Source organism: Synechococcus sp. HJ21-Hayes, assembly GCF_024345835.1.
Taxonomy (GTDB): Bacteria; Cyanobacteriota; Cyanobacteriia; order PCC-6307; family Cyanobiaceae; genus Vulcanococcus.
Genome location: NZ_JAGQBW010000009.1, coordinates 71,995 through 90,164, shown reverse-complemented (window position 1 = coordinate 90,164; position 18,170 = coordinate 71,995). Strand labels below are relative to the sequence as shown.

Annotated in this window: 18 protein-coding genes and 1 pseudogene; 12 read left to right on the top strand and 7 right to left on the bottom strand. The window is 69.4% G+C overall.

Features of this window, described 5'->3' with window-relative positions:
* The first annotated feature begins 135 nt into the window (after nucleotides 1-135).
* Both KBZ14_RS08910 and KBZ14_RS08905 read left to right on the top strand, forming a co-directional pair.
* On the top strand, nucleotides 136-696 hold the full coding sequence (locus tag KBZ14_RS08910) for an NUDIX domain-containing protein (protein WP_255117969.1): 561 nt from the start codon (nucleotides 136-138) through the stop codon (nucleotides 694-696).
* A gap of 11 nt (nucleotides 697-707) precedes the next feature.
* The gene (locus tag KBZ14_RS08905; RefSeq protein WP_255117968.1) at nucleotides 708-2,213 is read left to right on the top strand and encodes an FAD-binding domain-containing protein; all 1,506 of its coding nucleotides are present in this window, start codon (nucleotides 708-710) and stop codon (nucleotides 2,211-2,213) included.
* Between the two features lie 8 nt (nucleotides 2,214-2,221).
* On the opposite strand, the gene KBZ14_RS08900 is transcribed toward KBZ14_RS08905, so the two are convergent.
* The gene (locus tag KBZ14_RS08900; protein ID WP_255117967.1) at nucleotides 2,222-3,451 is read right to left on the bottom strand and encodes a DegT/DnrJ/EryC1/StrS family aminotransferase; all 1,230 of its coding nucleotides are present in this window, start codon (nucleotides 3,449-3,451) and stop codon (nucleotides 2,222-2,224) included.
* A 10-nt stretch (nucleotides 3,452-3,461) separates the two neighbouring features.
* The gene (locus tag KBZ14_RS08895) at nucleotides 3,462-4,022 is read right to left on the bottom strand and encodes a thioredoxin family protein (RefSeq protein ID WP_255117966.1); all 561 of its coding nucleotides are present in this window, start codon (nucleotides 4,020-4,022) and stop codon (nucleotides 3,462-3,464) included.
* On the opposite strand from KBZ14_RS08895, the gene KBZ14_RS08890 reads away from it, so the two are divergent.
* From KBZ14_RS08890 to KBZ14_RS08880, 3 genes are all read left to right on the top strand, one after another.
* Nucleotides 4,021-4,638, top strand: a complete 618-nt coding sequence (locus KBZ14_RS08890) for a hypothetical protein (protein WP_255117965.1) — start codon at nucleotides 4,021-4,023, stop codon at nucleotides 4,636-4,638. The genes KBZ14_RS08895 and KBZ14_RS08890 overlap by 2 nt on opposite strands.
* Nucleotides 4,635-5,636, top strand: coding sequence for a hypothetical protein (locus KBZ14_RS08885; RefSeq protein WP_255117964.1), 1,002 nt, complete (start codon nucleotides 4,635-4,637; stop codon nucleotides 5,634-5,636). The genes KBZ14_RS08890 and KBZ14_RS08885 overlap by 4 nt, the downstream gene beginning before the upstream one ends.
* Before the next feature lie 68 nt (nucleotides 5,637-5,704).
* Complete coding sequence (locus KBZ14_RS08880; RefSeq protein WP_255117963.1) at nucleotides 5,705-6,004, top strand: alginate O-acetyltransferase AlgX-related protein; 300 nt, start codon at nucleotides 5,705-5,707, stop codon at nucleotides 6,002-6,004.
* A 13-nt stretch (nucleotides 6,005-6,017) separates the two neighbouring features.
* Here the strand turns inward: KBZ14_RS08880 and KBZ14_RS15840 are convergent, their stop codons facing one another.
* Nucleotides 6,018-7,379, bottom strand: coding sequence for an FAD-binding domain-containing protein (locus tag KBZ14_RS15840; RefSeq protein WP_315856137.1), 1,362 nt, complete (start codon nucleotides 7,377-7,379; stop codon nucleotides 6,018-6,020).
* 104 nt (nucleotides 7,380-7,483) lie between these two features.
* On the opposite strand from KBZ14_RS15840, the gene fabI reads away from it, so the two are divergent.
* The 6 genes from fabI to KBZ14_RS08840 all read left to right on the top strand — a co-directional run bounded on the left by fabI (nucleotide 7,484) and on the right by KBZ14_RS08840 (nucleotide 12,963).
* On the top strand, nucleotides 7,484-8,266 hold the full coding sequence (fabI, locus tag KBZ14_RS08865; protein WP_255117962.1) for an enoyl-ACP reductase FabI: 783 nt from the start codon (nucleotides 7,484-7,486) through the stop codon (nucleotides 8,264-8,266).
* Between the two features lie 4 nt (nucleotides 8,267-8,270).
* Nucleotides 8,271-9,161, top strand: a complete 891-nt coding sequence (locus KBZ14_RS08860; RefSeq protein WP_255117961.1) for a bestrophin family protein — start codon at nucleotides 8,271-8,273, stop codon at nucleotides 9,159-9,161.
* A 70-nt stretch (nucleotides 9,162-9,231) separates the two neighbouring features.
* Nucleotides 9,232-9,834 (top strand): imidazoleglycerol-phosphate dehydratase HisB, encoded by a 603-nt coding sequence (gene hisB, locus KBZ14_RS08855; RefSeq protein WP_255117960.1) that lies wholly within the window; start codon nucleotides 9,232-9,234, stop codon nucleotides 9,832-9,834.
* A gap of 520 nt (nucleotides 9,835-10,354) precedes the next feature.
* Nucleotides 10,355-11,851: a carotenoid oxygenase family protein gene (locus KBZ14_RS08850; RefSeq protein ID WP_255117959.1), complete on the top strand. Its 1,497-nt coding sequence runs from the start codon at nucleotides 10,355-10,357 to the stop codon at nucleotides 11,849-11,851.
* Nucleotides 11,852-11,863: 12 nt separating this feature from the next.
* Nucleotides 11,864-12,160: a YciI family protein gene (locus tag KBZ14_RS08845; RefSeq protein ID WP_255117958.1), complete on the top strand. Its 297-nt coding sequence runs from the start codon at nucleotides 11,864-11,866 to the stop codon at nucleotides 12,158-12,160.
* 113 nt (nucleotides 12,161-12,273) lie between these two features.
* Nucleotides 12,274-12,963, top strand: coding sequence for an SIMPL domain-containing protein (locus tag KBZ14_RS08840; protein WP_255117957.1), 690 nt, complete (start codon nucleotides 12,274-12,276; stop codon nucleotides 12,961-12,963).
* A gap of 14 nt (nucleotides 12,964-12,977) precedes the next feature.
* Here KBZ14_RS08840 and rdgB read toward each other — a convergent pair whose 3' ends face one another.
* Both rdgB and KBZ14_RS08830 read right to left on the bottom strand, forming a co-directional pair.
* A complete protein-coding gene (rdgB, locus tag KBZ14_RS08835) occupies nucleotides 12,978-13,592 on the bottom strand; it encodes an RdgB/HAM1 family non-canonical purine NTP pyrophosphatase (protein ID WP_255117956.1) in 615 nt (204 codons plus the stop codon).
* A gap of 1 nt (nucleotide 13,593) precedes the next feature.
* Nucleotides 13,594-15,060: a phosphohexomutase domain-containing protein gene (locus KBZ14_RS08830; RefSeq protein WP_255117955.1), complete on the bottom strand. Its 1,467-nt coding sequence runs from the start codon at nucleotides 15,058-15,060 to the stop codon at nucleotides 13,594-13,596.
* A gap of 101 nt (nucleotides 15,061-15,161) precedes the next feature.
* On the opposite strand from KBZ14_RS08830, the pseudogene KBZ14_RS08825 reads away from it, so the two are divergent.
* Nucleotides 15,162-16,642: pseudogene (locus tag KBZ14_RS08825) on the top strand (TM0106 family RecB-like putative nuclease).
* A gap of 15 nt (nucleotides 16,643-16,657) precedes the next feature.
* Here KBZ14_RS08825 and ygfZ read toward each other — a convergent pair.
* Together ygfZ and pyrE are read right to left on the bottom strand one after the other, a co-directional pair.
* Entirely contained in the window at nucleotides 16,658-17,560 is a 903-nt protein-coding gene (ygfZ, locus tag KBZ14_RS08820) for a CAF17-like 4Fe-4S cluster assembly/insertion protein YgfZ (protein WP_255117954.1), read from the bottom strand.
* Nucleotides 17,557-18,162, bottom strand: a complete 606-nt coding sequence (gene pyrE, locus KBZ14_RS08815) for an orotate phosphoribosyltransferase (RefSeq protein WP_255117953.1) — start codon at nucleotides 18,160-18,162, stop codon at nucleotides 17,557-17,559. Before pyrE ends, ygfZ begins: the two co-directional genes overlap by 4 nt.
* Between the last annotated feature and the right edge of the window lie 8 nt (nucleotides 18,163-18,170).

Below are 18,170 nucleotides of genomic sequence, written 5' to 3'. Positions count from 1 at the left end.
TGCGGACACGCCAGAACCAGAGACGCTCTCAGGCTGGCCCGGCCAGGACGTCTGGCACCACCGAGGTTCAACCAAGACGGGCGCTGGCCGCCATCCCCGCGCGATGCTGAGGGCCATCGATCGGATTCGCTGACCATGGCGCCCCTGCCTGCCCCAGAGCCCGCGCGCCACATTGCAACCACCGCCGCATTCGATGTGCGCAAGCTGCGCTTCGAGGTGAACCGGGTGGAACTGCCCATGGGGGTGGAGGGCACCTTCGGGATGATCAAGCACCCCGGTGCCTCGCTGGCGGTGCCGCTGCTCGACGACGGCCGTGTGGTGGTGCTCCGCCAATACCGCTTTGCCGTGGCCGCCCGGTTGCTTGAGTTCCCTGCCGGCACCTTGGATGAGGGGGAAGATCCTCTCAGCACCATGCAGCGCGAGCTGCAGGAAGAGGCCGGTTACAGCGCCAGCCGTTGGGATCCGCTGGGGGCGATGTTGCCCTGCCCCGGCTACTCCGATGAGGTGATCCACCTGTTCCTAGCCCGCAATCTGGTGGCGCTGAGTGAGCAACCTCCTGGCGACGACGACGAGGATCTGGAGGTGCTGCTGATGCAACCGGCTGAACTGGATGCGGTTCTGGCCAGCGGTGACGAGCACCTCGATGGCAAGAGCGTCACGGCCTGGTTCCGTGCCAAACAGCTGCTCGGTCTCTGAGGATCATCACCATGGGCTCTCCCCAGCGCTGGCTGTTCTGGCACCGCCGCGACCTGCGCCTGGCCGACAACCTTGGCCTGGCGGCGGCCGCGGCGGCCACCCCCGCGGTGACCGGGGTGTTTGTGCTCGACCCGCAGATTCTGGAGGCCAGCTCCATGGCGCCGGCGCGGCTGTGGTTCCTGCTGGAGAGCTTGCGGGAGTTGCAGCAGCGCTGGATCCAGGCGGGTAGCCGCTTGCTGGTGCTCCAGGGCGACCCGCTCCAGCTGCTGCCGCGGCTGGCCGAGGCCATCGGCGCCGAGGTGGTGGCCTGGAACCGGGATGTGGAGCCCTACGGCCGCGAGCGCGATCGGCAGGTGGCCGCGGCGCTGCAGGCGGTAGGCCGCAAGGTGCTGGTGGATTGGGATCAGCTGCTAATCGCCCCGGAGGCCCTGAAAACGGGCGCTGGCGATCCCTATCGGGTGTATGGGCCCTTCCTGCGCAACTGGCGCGGCCAGGTGGACCGCAAGGCCGCGGCTGGGGGCTTGAGCCCCATGCCGGCGCCGGAGGCCCTGGTGGATGTCAACCCTGAGGCGTTGCCGGAGCGCGGCCGCAACCTCTGGGCCCAGCTGCCGCTGCTGGCGGCCCTGCCGGAAGCCGCGGCGCTGGGCCAGGCCTTCAGCGGTGCGGCGCGGTGCCCCTGCAGGCCAGGAGAGGCGGCTGCCCTGGCGCAGCTGCAGGCCTTCTGCGATGGCGGTGCCGCCGGCGCCATCCCCCTGTATGGCTATGAGCCCGGGCGCAACATCCCGGCCGAAGCCGGCACCTCAGGGCTCAGCGCGGCGCTCAAGTTCGGCACCCTCAGCCCGCGGCAGGCCTGGGCCGCCGCCCAACAGGCGTGGGAGGTGGCGACGGCCCTCGGCGGTGCCGAGGAGGCCCTGGCCTCGATTGGCGTGTGGGAGCAGGAACTGGCCTGGCGCGAGTTTTACCAACAGGCCTTGTTTCATTTCCCTGAGCTGGCAGATGGCCCCTACCGGCCCCAGTGGAAGCTGTTCCCCTGGGAGAACGATTCCGCGCGGTTTGAGGCCTGGTGTGAGGGGCTCACGGGCATGCCGATCATCGATGCCGCCATGCGCCAGCTCAATGAGAGCGGCTGGATGCATAACCGCTGCCGCATGATCGTGGCCTCCTACCTGGTGAAAGATCTGATCTGCGATTGGCGCTGGGGTGAAACCGCCTTCATGCAGCGCCTGGTGGATGGTGATCTGGCCGCCAACAATGGCGGCTGGCAGTGGAGCGCCAGCAGTGGCATGGATCCCAAGCCGCTGCGCATCTTCAACCCGGCCACCCAGGCCAGCAAGTTCGATCCCCAGGGCCGCTACATCCGCCACTGGCTGCCGGAACTGCGCCACGTGAACACGCGCGATCTGCTCAGTGGTGAGATTGCACCGATGGAACGGCGCGGCTACCCGGCGCCGCTGGTGAGCCACAAGCTGCAGCAGGCCAGGTTCAAGGCGCTCTACGCCGCGCTACCCAAGCCCTGAGCGCTGACTCAGGCGGCCACCGGGGCTGCGTTGGTGCTGGAGTTGGCCGGCACCTGGCACCTGGCCAGTTCCAGCAGCACATCCATCACCCGCTGTTGCTGCTCGCTGCTGATCTCCGGGAAGATCGGTAGGCTCAGCACCTCGGCACACAGGCGCTCGGTGATGGGCAGAGAGCCGGGGCCGTAGCCGAGCTGGGCGTAGGCGGGCTGGCGGTGAATGGGAATCGGGTAGTAGATGATCGTGGTCACGCCACAGTCCTGAAGTTGCTGCTTGAGCCAATCGCGGCAGCAGGCCTCGGGTAGGGCGTAATTGGCGCTGTCGCTGGAGGGGCTGCAGCTGCCGCCGCAGGCGGCCGCACTGCCGCACTGGGGCACGCGCACCACAAATTGATTCCAGCTGTGGCCATCGGGGCCAGCTTCCGGCAGATGAATGCAGGCCGCTTCCACCAGGCCCTGGCGGTAGGTGGAGGCCACGTTGCGGCGCTTGCTGATCCAGCTCTCCAGGTGGGGCAGCTTCACGTTCAGCACTGCCGCCTGGATGGCATCGAGGCGGCTGTTGTAGCCGAGGGAGGTGTGCAGGTAGCGGCGGGGCATGCCATGCACGGCCAGCTCCCGCATGGTCTTGGCGAGGGTGGCGTCGTGGCAGGTCACCGCGCCGCCATCGCCGGCACCGCCCAGGTTCTTGGTGGGGAAGAAACTGAAGCAGCCCACATCGCCCCAGCTGCCCACGGGGCGGCCCGCCCAGCTGGCGCCGCTGGCCTGGGCGCAATCCTCCACCACCTTGAGGTTGTGGCGTTGGGCGATGGCGCACACCCGCTCCATGTCCACCGGGCGGCCGAAGAGGTGCACCGGCAGCAGGGCCTTGGTGGCTGGAGTGATGGCGGCTTCCACCTGATCGAGATTGATCAGATAGGAGCACTCCTCCACATCCACAAACACCGGGGTGGCGCCCACGGCGCTGATGGCCTCAGCGGTGGCAAAAAAACTGAACGAGCAGGTGATCACTTCATCGCCGGGGCCAATGCCTAGGCCCCGCAGCGCCAGGATCAGGGCATCGGTGCCGCTGTTACAGCCGATGGCGTGGGGACTCTGCACCGACGCGGCGAACGCCTGTTCGAAGTCCGCAATCACGCTGCCGCCGATGTATTGGCCGCTACGCAGGACTTGCAGAACGGCTGCATCCAGCTGCTCACCGAGGTGATGAAGCTGGTCGGTGAGGCTGAAGGGGGGCACCTGCATGAAGGCAACCTTAAGCCTGCTGGTTGGGGTGCCACTTGATGTTGCAACCGATCGAGGGCCGTTGCACCGGGTTGATGGCCTCTCCCGCCAGCAGGGCCTGGATCGCAGCCCGCAGGTCGCGGCCATCGAGGGGCACGTTGTTCCCGGGGCGGCTGCCATCCAGCTGGCCCCGATACACCAAGTGATGGCTGGCATCGAACAGGTAGAGGTCTGGCGTGCAGGCGGCCTGCAGGGCGTGCGCCACGCGTTGATCGGCATCCCAGAGATAGGGGAACGGCCAGCCGTTGCGCCGGGCCTGGTCGCGCAGGCCCTCCGGCCCGTCCTGGGGATGGGTGAGGGTGCTGTTGCTGGAGAGGGCCAGGATCTGCACCTGCTGGCCGAAGTCGTGCTGGACCCGGCTGAGCTCGGGCTCGATGTGGATCACAAACGGGCAGTGGGCGCAGAGCACGAGCACCAGCACCGGGCGGGCTGCCAGCTGGCGCGTGTTGAAGCGCCCACCCTGCACCGCCTCCAGCTCAAAGGCGGGTAGGGGCGTGCCCAGGGGCAGCATCGTGGATGGGGTGAGCACCATGGCTGGTCCGGCAGGGGATCTGGGGCAGGATGCGGCGCAGGTTTTTGATTTGAGCTTTTTGGCCCGTTGTGTACAGGTGTGGCAGCCTGCGGCCTTGGTGGCGCTGGTGTTGCCGCTGGCGCTCGTGGCGGCCTGCGTGCCCGCCCATCGTCGGGCCAGCTGGGCGATTTATCCCTTGCAGCGGCATCAACCCCACGATGGCCTGGCGGTGGTGAGTGAGCCCGATGGCTACGGCCTGCACCTCTGGCTGGACACCGACACCACCCAGCCTGGCGTTTGCCGCCCCCGCTGGGTGCCGAGTCCGGCCCGGTTGTTCAACGGCAATGGGAGTGCTCCCTTCAGCTCCGGCTTGGCGTCCCGCCAGGAATTCTTTGCGGCCGTGGCCCGCCAGGATGTGCGCCGTGCGCTGCGGCGCGAGCTGGAGGCCCTCTGCAAGGCCAGGGCGCCGCGGGCCCAGTGGCAGTGGCTGGAGCCGCCCACCCGGCCCGAGCAGGTGAAGGTGGAGGTGTTCCCGCTCACGGAGGAGCAAGATCTGCTGCCCCCCGCCGCGGACGTGCGCCAGCAGGAGGAGGCCCTGCTCCAGGGTGGCGGCAAGCCCCGGATCGTGTCGCCATGACATCGAATCCCCGCCTGCCCCACCGTTGGCTGGATCCCTTGGGCTGGCTGCTGTTGCTGGCTGCCGTGCTGTGCTCGGCGCTTCTCAATCTGGCCCTCACGCTGCCGTTGCTGCTCCTGGGTGGAGCCTTGCTCTGCTGGGGCGCGGGTGGGCTGCGCCGCAGGCTGCGGCTTCTGGCCGATGCGCTCGCCATGGGTGGGGTCACCCTGGGGCTTTTGGGCACCGGCTTTATTGCGGTTAACCTGCAGCGCGACGGATGGTTCCAGGGGTTCGCCAGGCCCCGTGCTCAAGCACCAGCACCTGCTCCCGCGTCGCGAGCGCCGACCCTTTCCGCACCGGTGGCGCCAGCCCCGCTGGTGGTTGATGAGCCGGGCCGTCACGTTGCGGATTACGGCACTGACCGCGCCGCAGGGGCCTGGGTGAGCGGAGCCGATCAACCCTTGGGCTATGCCTACCAGCCCAACTTGGGGCCTCTCCGCTCGCGGCTGGTGGGAGAGCAGACCGGCCGGCCCATCTACGACGTGGAGTACACGATCGACAGCCGAGGCAATCGGGTGAGCACCCATCAGCCCACCGGCCCTGCGCCGCTGGCTCTGTTCGTGGGCTGTTCCTTCACCTTCGGCGAGGGCTTGAACAATGCCGACACCCTGGCCTCAGCCTTTGCCCGCCAGACCGGATGGCGCACTGTGAATGCGGGCATGCATGGCTACGGCTCGCACCAGGCCTACACGTTGCTCGCTTCGCCGGCTTTGCTGACCCAGCGCGTGGGCAATCGGCTGGATCTGGTGATCTACCGCATGATCGGCGACCATGCGGCCCGGGCCAGTGGTCGCTATGCCTGGGATCGCGATGGCCCTTGCTACCAGCGGCGTGCCGACGGCTCGCTGGAGGCCCAGGGGCCCTTCAGTCGTTGCCGGCGCCGCTGGGGTTGGCTGAGCGCCACCAACAACGTGCTTGAGACCCTCAGCCAGTCGCGGGAGCCGTTCACCGCGACCTAGCGGCCAGCCTGGACCGGGCAATCAATGAACCGCGAGATCATGCCCGCCAGCTGGCCCTAGTGCTGGGCATGAAGCGGCAGGCCGAGGCCCGCGGTGCCCGGTTCCTGGTGCTGAACGAGACCCTCAGCCCCGCCAAGGTGCCCGATGGCTCCGGCCGCTACAGCTGTGAGCGCCCCACCGGGCCAGGATCTGCCCAGGCCGTTGGTGATCGGTTGCGTCGCCTGGGGGTTGCCGTGCTGGACACCGGAGCCGTGCTCGACCTTGCCCGCTGCCGCAGGGGCGCATGGGCCACTCCGGGTGATGGACACCCCTCCGCGGCGGCCAACCAGGTGCTGGCCCAGGCCCTCGCCCGCAGGCTGGGCCGCTGAGGGGGCTGGTGGCTTAGGGGTTCTGGGGCCGGAGCAGGCCCCAAACCGCCCGTTCGGCGCGGCGCCAGTAGCGGCTGAAGCGCCTCAGATCTACCGGGGCCTCCAGCGGCACGAACGGGGTGGTGACCACCACCTGCACCGGTAGCTCGGTGGCGATCTGGGCGCAGATGGCGGCGAAGCGGGGATCCACTGCAGCGCTGGTCACCACGCCATCGGCCCCGTGCTGCTTGGCAAAGGTCAGCACCTGGGCGGCCACATCGCCGCGGCGCAGGGTGAGCGGCAGCTCCAGCAGGCACTCGTAGAGAAACCCCAGCCGTTTGAGGCTGAGACCCTGGGATTCCTCGGAGCCGTTGATCAGAGCGTCGTCGAACACGAACAGCGCCGGCCGATCCGGATGGGCTAGCAGCGCAGGGTTGGCGGGGCCCAGGGCTTCGCCATGCACCCACACCACCGGTGCCTGCAGGGCTGGGCTGGGGGCGGGCAGCTCCCCGGGCAGCGGCGTATCCGGCCTGGCGGGGATGTGGGGCGCTGGTTCGAGCTCCTCGCCGAACAACTGGCTGGCCAGGGCCTCGTAGCTGGCATCGAAGGGGCAGCGGCCGGCGGTGGCGGCCCCACAGGCCTGGCAGTGCACCCCGCCGCTGAAGCGCTCCAGGTTGGCGCGGTTGAAGATGTAGGGCTTGCTGCTGAAGCAGCTGGCCACCCATTGCCAGCTGAGGTTGTTGCTGGCGGGGTCGCCATCGAGCAGGTGCTGCAGGAACCAGCGGGCGCCGGCCTGCCACTGCACCCGGCGCCAGTGCACCACGTAGCTGGCCAGCCACATGCGCGCGTGGTTGTGCAGCCAACCGGTGTTGCTGAGCTCGTTGCTGAAGGCGTCCATGCAGGCCAGGCCTGTCTGGCCGTGGCGGATGTCCTCGGGGAGGGCGCTGGCGTAGCTCTCAGGGGCGTGGCCGGTTTTGAGCGGCTCACGGTTGTGCCAGATGCCGTCGCCCAGCTGCTGCCAGAGCCGCTGCCAGTAGTCGCGCCAGGCCAGCTCCTGGATCAGTTTCTCGCCCTGCTGGCGGGGGGCGCCGCTGGCTTCGAGCCAGGCGAACACGGCATCGCGCACCTCGGCCAGGGGGAGTACCCCGTGGCGGATGTAGGGGGAGAGCCGGGTCACGGCCCCTGCCAGGGCGTTGCGGGTTTGGCCGTAGCGGTGGGGCTCGATGGCGGCCAGCCGCTCCAGCGCCGCACGGCGGCCGCCGGCGATGGGGCTGAGCGGGCCTGGGGCCTGCGGGAACAGGCTCTGGAGGGCGGCTTGCAGGGCCTCGCGGCTGGCGAACTGGCGCGGCAGGTCTTGGCCATCGGGATGGGCCGGAACGCTCGGGATGGGGCCCATGGGCTGCAGGCGCTCCTGGCGATGGCGGAGCGCATCCTGGCGGCTGGCCTGGGTTGGGGGAGAATCGCCGGACTGCAACCGCTCGCCTCCGGCTCCTCGAACCCATGCTTCTCGATCTGCGCGGCAAGAAGGCCCTCGTCACGGGGATCGCCAATAACAAGTCGATCGCCTGGGGCATTGCCCAGCAGCTGCATGCCGCCGGCGCCGAGCTGGGCGTCACCTACCTGCCGGATGAGAAGGGTCGCTTCGAGGGCAAGGTGCGCGAGCTCACCGCTCCCTTGGCCCCCACCCTGTTCGAGCCCCTGAATGTGCAGGATCCGGCCCAGATCGAGGCCGTGTTCAACCGGGTGAAGGAGCAGTGGGGCTCCATCGATGTGCTGGTGCACTGCCTGGCCTTTGCCGGCAAGGACGAACTGATCGGCGACTACTCCGCCATCAGTCCCGAGGGTTTCGGCCGGGCCCTGGAGGTGAGCGCCTATTCGCTGGCACCCCTGTGCCGCTACGCCAAGCCCCTGTTCAACGAGGGCGCCAGCGTGATCACCCTCAGCTACCTGGGGGCCGAGCGGGCCATCCCCAACTACAACGTGATGGGCGTGGCCAAGGCGGCCCTGGAGGCCTCGGTGCGCTATCTGGCCGCCGAGCTGGGCCCTGAGAAGCAGGTGCGGGTGAACGCCATCAGTGCCGGCCCGATCCGCACCCTGGCCAGCTCGGCCATCGGCGGCATTCTCGACATGATCCACAACGTGGAGGCCAAGGCCCCCCTGCAGCGCACGGTGACCCAAGAAGAGGTGGGCAGCACCGCCGCCTTCCTGGCCAGCCCGCTGGCCTCCGGCATCACTGGCCAGGTGATCTATGTGGACGCGGGCTACTGCATCACCGGTATGTGATCGGATGCTGCGCGCGGAGGGTCGACGGGGGGTGCTGCGGCTGCTGGCGGCCCTGTTGCGCCGGCTTTGGCTTGATCTGGCGCTGGCCCTGCTGATCGCCGCACTCTCGGTGCCCCTGGGCCCAGCCCTCAGCCGCAGGCTCACCCCCGATCTGGTGCTGCCGCTGTTGGGCATCGCGGCGTCGGTGCTGATTGGCTTTCGCTTCAGCCAGGCCTATGCCCGCTGGTGGGAGGCCCGCACCCTCTGGGGCCAGCTGCGCAATGCCGGCCGGGCCTGGAAAACGGCGCTGCTGGCCTTGGCCGTTGAGCCCCTGCAGCCGCTGCTGGAGCGGCAGGTGCTGCTGGTGTGGAGCCTGGTGGCCGAGCTGCGGCCCTCAGCGCCCGACCCGCCGGGGCTGGCGTGGCAGCTGGAGCAGTTGCGCCAGCGTTTCCCGGGGGAGGTCGGCAGCCAGGTGCTGCTCGATGCCCAGGCCCGTGCGGTTGCCGTGGCCTATGGCGATGGCCAGCTGGAGCCCACGGGGCGCGGGGTGCTCAGCGAGCGGCTGCGCGATACCGGCAATGCCATCGGTGGGTTGGAGCGCATCCGGGCCCAGCCCTTCCCGGCGGCGATGGCCCTGTTCAGCCGCCTGGTGGTGTGGCTGTTCGCCTGGCTGATGTTTCTGCGGCTGGAGGCGGCTCCGATCACGCCCACCGCGGGCAACGCCGTGGCCTTTGCACTGATGGCTGGCTACATCACCGCGGACCGGCTGGCGGCCTATCTGGATCAACCGCTCGGCGATCCCCTGCTGGGCCTGCCGCAACACCACATCGCTGCGGCCATCAGCCGTGACCTCCTCGGACCCTCCCATCCCCTGGCCCAGCCGCCCCAGCCCGCCTCCGCCACGGTGTGGACCTGAGGCAGTGGGCTGCGGGCTTCGGCATGATCGGGGAAATCCCGATCCGGCGGCGTCCGGCCCCTCAGATCCCATGCGCACCGGCACGATCCACCGCGTTACCGGCGAAACCGATGTTCACGTGACCCTCGGGCTCGATGGCAGCGGTAGCTGCGTGGTGAGCACTGGCGTGCCGTTCCTGGATCACATGCTCCACCAGATCAGCAGCCACGGCTTGATTGATCTGGAGATCCAGGCCACGGGGGATACCCACATCGACGATCACCACACCAATGAAGACGTGGGCATTGCCGTGGGGCAGGCCTTGGCCCAGGCCCTGGGCGATCGGCGCGGCATCCATCGCTTTGGCCACTTCCTGGCACCCCTGGATGAGGCCCTGGTGCAGGTGGCGCTCGATTGCAGTGGCCGGCCCCATCTGAGCTATGGCCTGCAGATCCCAGCCCAGAAGATCGGCAGCTACGACACGGAGCTGGTGAAGGAGTTCTTCGTGGCGGTGGCGAACAATGCCGGCCTCACCCTGCACATCCGCCAGCTGGATGGGGTGAATTCGCATCACATTGTGGAGGCCTGCTTCAAGGCATTTGCGCGGGCGCTACGCCAGGCCACCGAGATCGATCCCCGCCGGGCGGGTGCCGTGCCCAGCAGCAAAGGGGTGCTGGAGCGGGCGGGGAGCTGAGGACTTTTCGGCCGTTGGGGGACAGTCGTTCAGATGGTTCACTGAGCGTGAAGCTGCAGGAGTGCAGCAGCTTGGCTGTAACAGCTCTACGAATCTGACGTGCTTTCACGGAGCTTTCAATCCTTCGGTACGGATGGCCCTGCGTAGGTTTTCAATGTGAAGCTAGTAGGCCGTCAAGCAGGCCGTAAGTAGCGGAATTGACTTGCAGCCTTGTGCTGTACGGCCGTGGTCATGTAGTCGCCTTTTGCCAAGGCGACGGAAGAGCGCTGAGATCAGTCTGATGTGGGAAGCGTCTTTGTTCGAGGCTTTTCGTGTTGGACTCTCGCGGTATGCGGCTTTACGTGGTTCCTGGCGCCTTGCGGATCTGCTGGCTTGCCGCCGTGGATTAATGCAGTGGCTTGGTTAGCGGGTGATGGCTATCGCGCTTTGTTCCAGCGCGTGCACGGACTGCCGGTGATCCCTCTCCGCGCTTAATACTCCGTTACTAGATGATGGAACTCTGCTCGTTGTTGTTCTTGCCATGACCGCTGCCCCCAGCCAGGCGTCCGCCGCACCGGCCTACGACCGCGCCGACTGGGCCACCGCCTTCCGCAATGTGGGGGTGGAGCTCGATGGGGTGGAGCTCACGGCGGCCCGTGGGGAGATTCCCCAGGAGCTGGTGGGCACCCTGTATCGCAATGGCCCTGGGCGGCTGGAGCGTGGCGGCCAGTGGGTGCATCACCCCTTTGATGGCGACGGCATGATCACCGCCCTGCGCTTTGCGGGTGGTAAGGCCGAGCTGCGCAACCGCTTTGTGCGTACAGAGGGGTGGCTTGCCGAGGAGCAGGCCGACAAGGTGCTCTACCGCGGTGTGTTCGGCAGCCAGAAGCCCGGCGGCGCCGTGGCCAACGCGTTTGACCTGCGCCTCAAGAACATCGCCAACACCCATGTGGTGCGCCTCGGCGATCAACTGCTTGCCCTGTGGGAGGCGGCCGAGCCCTACGCCCTCGATCCCGACACGCTCGAGACCCGCGGCCTCTCGTTGCTGGATGGGGTGCTTAAGCCCGGCGAGGCCTTCAGCGCCCACCCCCGGTTCGATCCCGGCCACCACGGCGCTCCGCGCATGGTGACCTTCGGCGTCAAGACGGGCCCGCGCAGCACGATCCGGCTGATGGAGTTCGCCGTGGAGGACGACCCGAGCACCGGCGTGAAGGCCGGCCAGCTGCTCAGCGAGCGCCGCGACGGCTTCAACGGTTTTGCCTTCCTGCACGACTTTGCGATCACTCCCAACTGGGCGGTGTTCCTTCAGAACGCCATCGCCTTCAACCCGCTCCCCTACGTACTCGGTCGCAAGGGGGCGGCCCAGTGCCTGCAGTCCAAACCGGGGGGGCAGGCCAAGTTCTGGCTGATCCCGCGCGACAGCGGGGTCTTCGCCGGTCAGGCGCCGCGCATCATTGACGCCCCCGATGGCTTCGTGTTCCACCACCTCAACGCCTGGGAGGAGGGCGACACGGTGGCGGTGGAGAGCATCTACTACAGCGATTTCCCCTCGATCGGGCCCGACGACGACTTCCGATCGATCGATTTCGAGTTGTTGCCCGAGGGTCTACTGGAGCAGTGCCGCATTCACCTGGGCGATGGTTCGGTGAGCACCACGCGCCTGAGTGAACGCTGCTGTGAGTTCGCGATGGTGAGCCCGGAGCGCGAAGGCCTGCCCTGCCGGTTTGCCTGGATGGCAGTGGCGGAGCGTGAAACCGGGAACGACCCGCTCCAGGCCCTCAAGAAGCTGGATCTGCAGAGCGGGGAGCGCAAGCTGTGGAGTGCGGCGCCTCGCGGCTTCGTGAGTGAACCCGTGATGGTGCCCCGCCCCGGCGCCAGCGCGGAAGATGACGGCTGGGTGCTCTGCCTGGTGTGGAACGGCGCCCGCTGTGCCAGCGATCTGGTGATCCTCGATGCCGCTTCGATGCTGGAGGTGGCCGTGCTGGAGCTGCCCCTGGCGGTGCCCCATGGCCTGCATGGCAGCTGGGCCCAGGGCTGACGCCTGCGCTCGATGCCCTGGTTTGTGAAGCAGGAGACCTTCCTGCGCCCCTACGCCGCCATGAAGCCCCACCTGGAGGCCCATCACCGCTGGGTGGAGGACTTGCGCCGTACGGGAGTGGTGATCAGCAGCGGCTACCTGGTTGATGGGGAGGGTCGCCCCGGTGGTGGTGGCCTGCTGCTGCTTGAGGCTTCCAGCTACACCGAGGCTGAAGAGCTGGTGCGCTGCGATCCGATGGTGCGCAGCGGCGGGGTGGAGTGGCGGCTGCAGCAGTGGCGGCCCGCGGTGGGGGATCTCGAGCTGCGTTGAGGCAGGGGCAGTGGCCTGCGCCCTCAGTTGCATCTGGTTGCAGAAGGGCAAGCCGGCAGTTGCAGCCGCTCGGCGCGCCGCCATTAGACCCAGGGGCAGCCCGTCTCCCAGCCATGCCCCTGCTTCGTTCTGTTGCGATCACCCTGGGGCTTGGTCTGGGCTTCGGGGTTGTCGCGCCGCTCCAGGCGCAGCCCATGCAGTGCAATGGCACCGTGCTGCAACTGCAGGTTCAGCAGCAGGGCAGCGCTGCATCGGATCGCTTTGACTTCAACCTCGGCCTGGAGGCTGAGGCCCCCAGCAAAACCGCGGCTTTGGATCAGCTCAATGCGCGTCTGGCGGCCGTGCGCCGGGTCGTGGCGCCCCTAGCCAGCGGCAAGCTCACGATTCCGGCCCCCTCCACCTATCGCAGCGGTGGTGGCAGCAGCGGACCGGTGCGGGAGCAGGCCAGCACGTCGGTGTCGGGGGTGGTGAGCAAGGCCAACTACGACGCCCTGATCCAGGCGGCGGGCCGGTTGCCGGGCGTGAGCCTGCGTGGTTTCACCGCGGAAGCGGCCGGTGGCAGCGAAGCCCAGCTGCAGACCAAGCTGCTGCGGGCGGCCCTGGCGGATGGCCGGCGCCAGGCCCAGACCATCGCTGATGCCCTCGGCCTGCGGCGCGTGCAGCTGCTGCGCATCGATCAGCGCGGCGGCGGCCTGATCCGGCCCATGCCTTACGCGATGGCGGCGCGCAGCAGCTTCAACCCCGATGAGGCGCGGCCACCGGAAAGCACGGTGAGCCTGGCCTTGGATTACTGCTTGGCCTGAATCCCTGACGGTTGCTACAGCCCATCGCTGCCATGGGCCTCAGCTAGCAGGGCTTCGAGCCGCGGCTTCAACGCCGCAAAGGCCCGGCCCCGGTGGCCCAGAGCAGCCTTTTGGCTGTGGGGCATCTCCGCAAAGGTGAGCTCTGCCTCCGGCACGAAGAACACCGGGTCGTAGCCGAAGCCGCCGCTGCCGCGGGGTGCTTCGAGGATCGTGCCGGGGCAGATCCCCTCCACCTCCAGCACGATCTCGCCCTGGGGATTGGCAAGGGCGAGGGCGGCGGTGAAGTGGGCGCTGCGGACGGTGGGGCTGCTGGCGCCGACGTCGCTCAGTTCCCGCAGCAGGCGCTCGATGCGCGCGCTGTCGCTGTCGGCGTAGCGGGCCGAGTGCACGCCGGGGGCGCCACCGAGGGCCTCAACGCTCAGGCCCGAGTCGTCGGCCAGGGCCCAGCAGCCGGTGGCGCGGGCCACAGCCTCGGCCTTGAGCCGGGCATTGTCCGCAAAGCTGTTGCCCGTTTCCTCCACCTCCAGCCCTTCGGGTTGGGGCTGGGTGTCCAGGCCCAGATCCGCGAGGAGGGCGCCGAATTCACGCACCTTGCCGGCGTTGCCGCTGGCGATCACCAGAATCGTCATCTCAGAGGCTCTCCGCCAGCGCCCGGGCCCAGGCCAGCACCGCGTCCACCCGGGCCTGGCTGGGGGCTTCGCAATACAGCCGCAGCAGCGGCTCGGTGCCGGAGAAGCGCAGCATCAGCCAGTGGTTGGGGCCGAGCCGCAGCTTTACGCCGTCGGTGGTGATTACCTGCTGCACCGGTGCGCCGGCCACCTCTGCCGGTGGCGTGGCTGCCAGGAAGGCCTCCAGGCGCCGACGGGTGGCCATGTCCTTCAGGCGCAGATCCAGCCGGTCGTAGGCGGCGGCTCCACCGCAGCGCGCCTGCAGTTCATCGATGCGCTGGCCGAGGGGTTGGCCGCCCTCTACCAGGGCCTCGATCAGCAGCAGCGCGGCATAGAGGGCATCGCGCTCGGGCAGGTGGCTGCCGAAGCCCACGCCGCCGGATTCCTCGCCGCCCACCAGCACCTCGCTGGAGAGCATCTCGGCGGCGATGTATTTGAAGCCCACGGGCATCTCAATCACCTGGCGGCCCAGGCCCTCGGCCACCAGTTGCATCAGGTCGGAGCCGCTCACGGTTTTGATCACCGCGCCGCCCATGCCCTTGGCCCGGGCCAGGTGATCGATGAACAGGGGCATCAGTAGCTGGGTGCTGCAGAAGCGACCGTGCTCATCCACGGCCGCGATGCGGTCACCGTCGCCGTCGAACACGATGCCCACCGCCGGCCGGCCGGCCAGCGTGGAGGCCCGCACCTCGGCGATCAGCTCCTGCAGATAGGGGGCCAGGGGTTCCGGCGGGTTGCCGCCGAACAGGGGATCGCGGGTCGCCCGGATTTCGCGCAGATGGTCGCTGGCGGCAGCTCCCTTCAGCAGGCGCGGCAGGCCCGTGGCGGCGGAGCCGTGCATCGGATCCACGACCACCTGCAGGCCGAGGCGCTCCAGGCCGGCGCTGAGGGCCGCCGTGTCCACCTTGGCCTTGAGGCCCGCCAGATAGGTGCCCATGGCATCGAAGCGCAGGGTTTCCCCCGGCACCGGCACCGTGATGCCGCCGGCCTCCAGGCGCCGCTCCACCCGCTGGGTGAAATCGCCCTCCACCGAGCCGCCGAAGGGGCCCTTGATCTTCAGGCCCAGCCACTCGGGTGGGTTGTGGCTGGCGGTGATCACGAGGGCGCCGAGGGCCTGGCGCTCCACCACCGCCCAGCTGGCGGCGGGGGTGGGAATTGGCGCGTCCGCCAGCACGGGCACCAGATCGGCCCCGCGCACGGCACTGCAAATGGCCTCGGCCAGTTCGGGCGCCAGGAAGCGGCGGTCGTAGCCGATCACAATCTCCCGGCTGCTCAGCCCTTCCGGTGCTGAGAACTCCAGTTCGCGCGCGGCGGCAGCGGCCACCCGCAGCAGGCGTTCCACGGTGATGTCCACCCCGAGGATGCCGCGCCAGCCGTCGGTGCCGAAGGCGATCGGGCTGGCCTCCAGAGGTAGGGGCGCTGAGGCCATCGAAACGCTGGCAGGTCTTCCTGGTGCTAGCAGCGGGCCGGGGCTGCTGCGGTGAAGCGGGTGCCGGCGGTGCGGACGGCCACTCATGCCCGCCTAGCCTGATGGCCGTGCCCCCAGAGCCTCTGCTTACCGACCGGCTGTTGCGCAGCTGGCTGCGCTGCAAGCGCCGGGCCTGGCTCGATCAGTTCGGCGACCCCGATCAGCGCCTCTGGACGGCCCATCGCGCCCTCCAGCTCGATGAGCAGCGGCGCAGTTTTTCCAGCCTGTTTCCCGAGCGCCCCCAGCGGGGTGAAGCCGCAGCCCAGGCGGCGGCCCCTGCGGTGGTGGGCCTGCGCCTGCAGGCCCTGGGCCCCGGCCAATACGTGCTACAGGCCCATCCCCCGCTGCTGCAGCGGGTGGAAGGCTCCAGCCGCTGGGGCAGCCATGCCTACCGGCCGGTGCTGTTCCGCCAGGGGCGCCGCCTTACCCGGGAGCATCGGCTGGTGCTGGCCCTGTGGGGCCGGCTGCTGGCCGAGGAGCAGCAGGCGCCGGTGTCCACGGGCCTCGTGCTGGCAGGTGCCGGCCGGGCGCTGCAGAAGGAGCAGCTGCCCTTGGCCGGTGGCTTGCCGCGCCAGCTCGACGACGCCCTGGTGCGCCTGGCCGACGACCTGCAGCGCCCCTCACCGCCGCCGCTGGTGGCGGACCGCAAGAAGTGCATCCTCTGCAGCTGGCGCGGCCTGTGTGATCGCGATGCCAGGGCGGAGGGCCACCTCAGTGAGGTGAGTGGCATCGGCGCCAAGCGCCGCGACATGTTGGTGGAGCTGGGGATTGTGCGGCTGGAGGATCTCGCCGTGGCCGATCCCGATCGCCTGGCTGCGGCGCTGGCGGTGCACGGCGAGCAGCACGGTGAGGCGGCCGCCCAGTTGGTGACCCAGGCTCGCGTGCAGCAGCGGGGTGAGGCGCTGCGCCGCGATGGCTCCCTGGCTCTGCCGGAACTGCTGGAGGCCCCGGGGGTGTTGATCTACGACATCGAATCCGACCCCGATGCCCGCGACGACTTCCTGCACGGCTTTGTGCGCCTGCCCCGGCTAGCCGATGGCACCTGGCCCGAGCTGCCCGCCGCGGCGCAGGCCCCCTATCAGCCGCTGCTGGCGCTGCATGAGCACGGCGAGCCTCGCGTGTGGCAGCGGCTGCAACGGCTGCTGCAGGCCTACCCCGGGTGGCCGGTGCTCCACTACGGCGAAACCGAGCTGCTGGCTCTGGTGCGCATGGCCCAGCGCCAGGGCGCCAGCGATCGCCAGATCGCCGCGTTGCGGGCGCGCCTGGTGGATGTGCACCAGCGCGTGCGGCGTCACTGGTGGCTTCCGGTGAACAGCTACGGGCTCAAGGCCGTGGCCAGCTGGCTGGGCTTCCAGTGGAGCCAGAAGGGGGTGGATGGCGCCCGCGCCTTGCTGTGGTGGCGCCAGTGGCGGTTTTGGGGGGTGTCGGCCCCAGCGGCCGGGGCTCCCGCCACAACCTGCGCCGCATCTTCCGCTACAACCACGATGACGGCCTGGCCACCTGGGCCGTGGCGCTCTGGCTGCTCCACCACGACCAGGCCTGAACGCCGCGCCTCCGCTCAGCTGCCCCCGCCAGCCCCCACCGGCGGTGCCACAAAGCCCTCGGGCACGCGGATCTCCAGGGCCACCGGCTCGCCCCCGGCCGTGGCCGCCAGCAGCTGGGGCTCCGCCAGCGCCTGGCGCCGCACCAGGGCCAGGCCTTCCAGCCCATCGGCACGCGCCAGCCTGGAGGTGATCACGCCGGCCCGCTCGCCGGCCGCTGTGGTGAGGGTGGTGCCGGGGCTGAGTTCCTCGGCCGCCGCAGGGCCGGTGCCCGCACAGCGCCAATGGCGCAGCTGCTGCTTCACGCCGTCGTAGGTGGCGAGCTTGGCCAGGGTTTCCTGGCCCACGTAGCAGCCCTTGGTGAGGCTCACCCAGGGGGCCAGCCCCAGCTCGAAGGGGTTGGTGTCGTCGTTGAGTTCGCCGGGGGCGGCTGGGAAGCCCTGGCGCAACCGCTGCTGCTCGGCCTGGGTGGGGCTGAGTTCGGGAAGGGCCTCGGCCCAGGCCGGCAGGGTGTCGTGCGGCTGCAGCAGCAGCACGGGTTGATCGCTCCCGCCCCCCAGGTTCACCCGCGGCCGCAGTCCCGGGGTGGCTGCAGGGGCGCCGATCAGGCGCACCAAGGTGGCCGCCTGCAGCACACCCAGGCGCACCTGGTCGGCCGGGAACAGCACCCGGTCGAGGGCCTGATGCACCGCGGCTCCATCGCCGGCGATCACCACCAGATCTGCACCGTCGGCCTCCACCAGCACCAGGGCCAGGGCCCGCATGCGGGCAGTGGGGCTGATCAGGCAGGTGGCCAGGCAGTCGCCCGGCTTAGCCAGCTCGAGGGCCTGGCTGCTTTGGCCGTGCAGGAAGCGCAGGCTGTCGCGGCCGTCCAGGCGGATCCGGCTCACGGGGCTGCTCCAGCGGGCAGGGGCGCTCATGGCTGGGTCGGGGTGCTCATGGCCGCCGACGTGGCCGCCACCTCCTCCAGCAGGAACAGGCTGCGCAGGTCGAGCTCGGCGGCTTCCATGGCGGCCTGCCCCCCTTCTTGGCGGTCCACGATGGTCACCACCCGCTCCACCACATAGCCGGCTTCGCGTAACTGGTGCACGGCCTTGAGCGAGGAGCCGCCGGTGGTCACCACGTCTTCCAGCACGGTGATGCGGCTGCCGGCAACTGGCAGTGGCCCCTCCAGCCAGGCGCCGGTGCCGTGGCCCTTGGCTTCCTTGCGCACGATCAGGGCATCCAGGCCGCGGCCCGCTAGGGCCGCGGCCTGGGCCACGCCACTCACCAGGGGATCGGCCCCCAGGGTGAGGCCCGCCACGGCGGCCGCTTCCGCTTCCACCAGCCCCAGCATCTGGGCCGAGAGCAGGGCCAGGCCCTGCCCGCTCAGGCTCACGGGCTTGCAGTTCACGTAGTGGTTGCTGGTGCGGCCCGAGGCCAGGGTGAAGCTGCCGTGGCGGTAGGCGCGCTCCGCCAGCAAGTGCAGCAACACCTGGCGTTGCTCGGCGCTCGCCTGGGGCAGGGTCAGCGGCTCGGTCATGCCTCTGG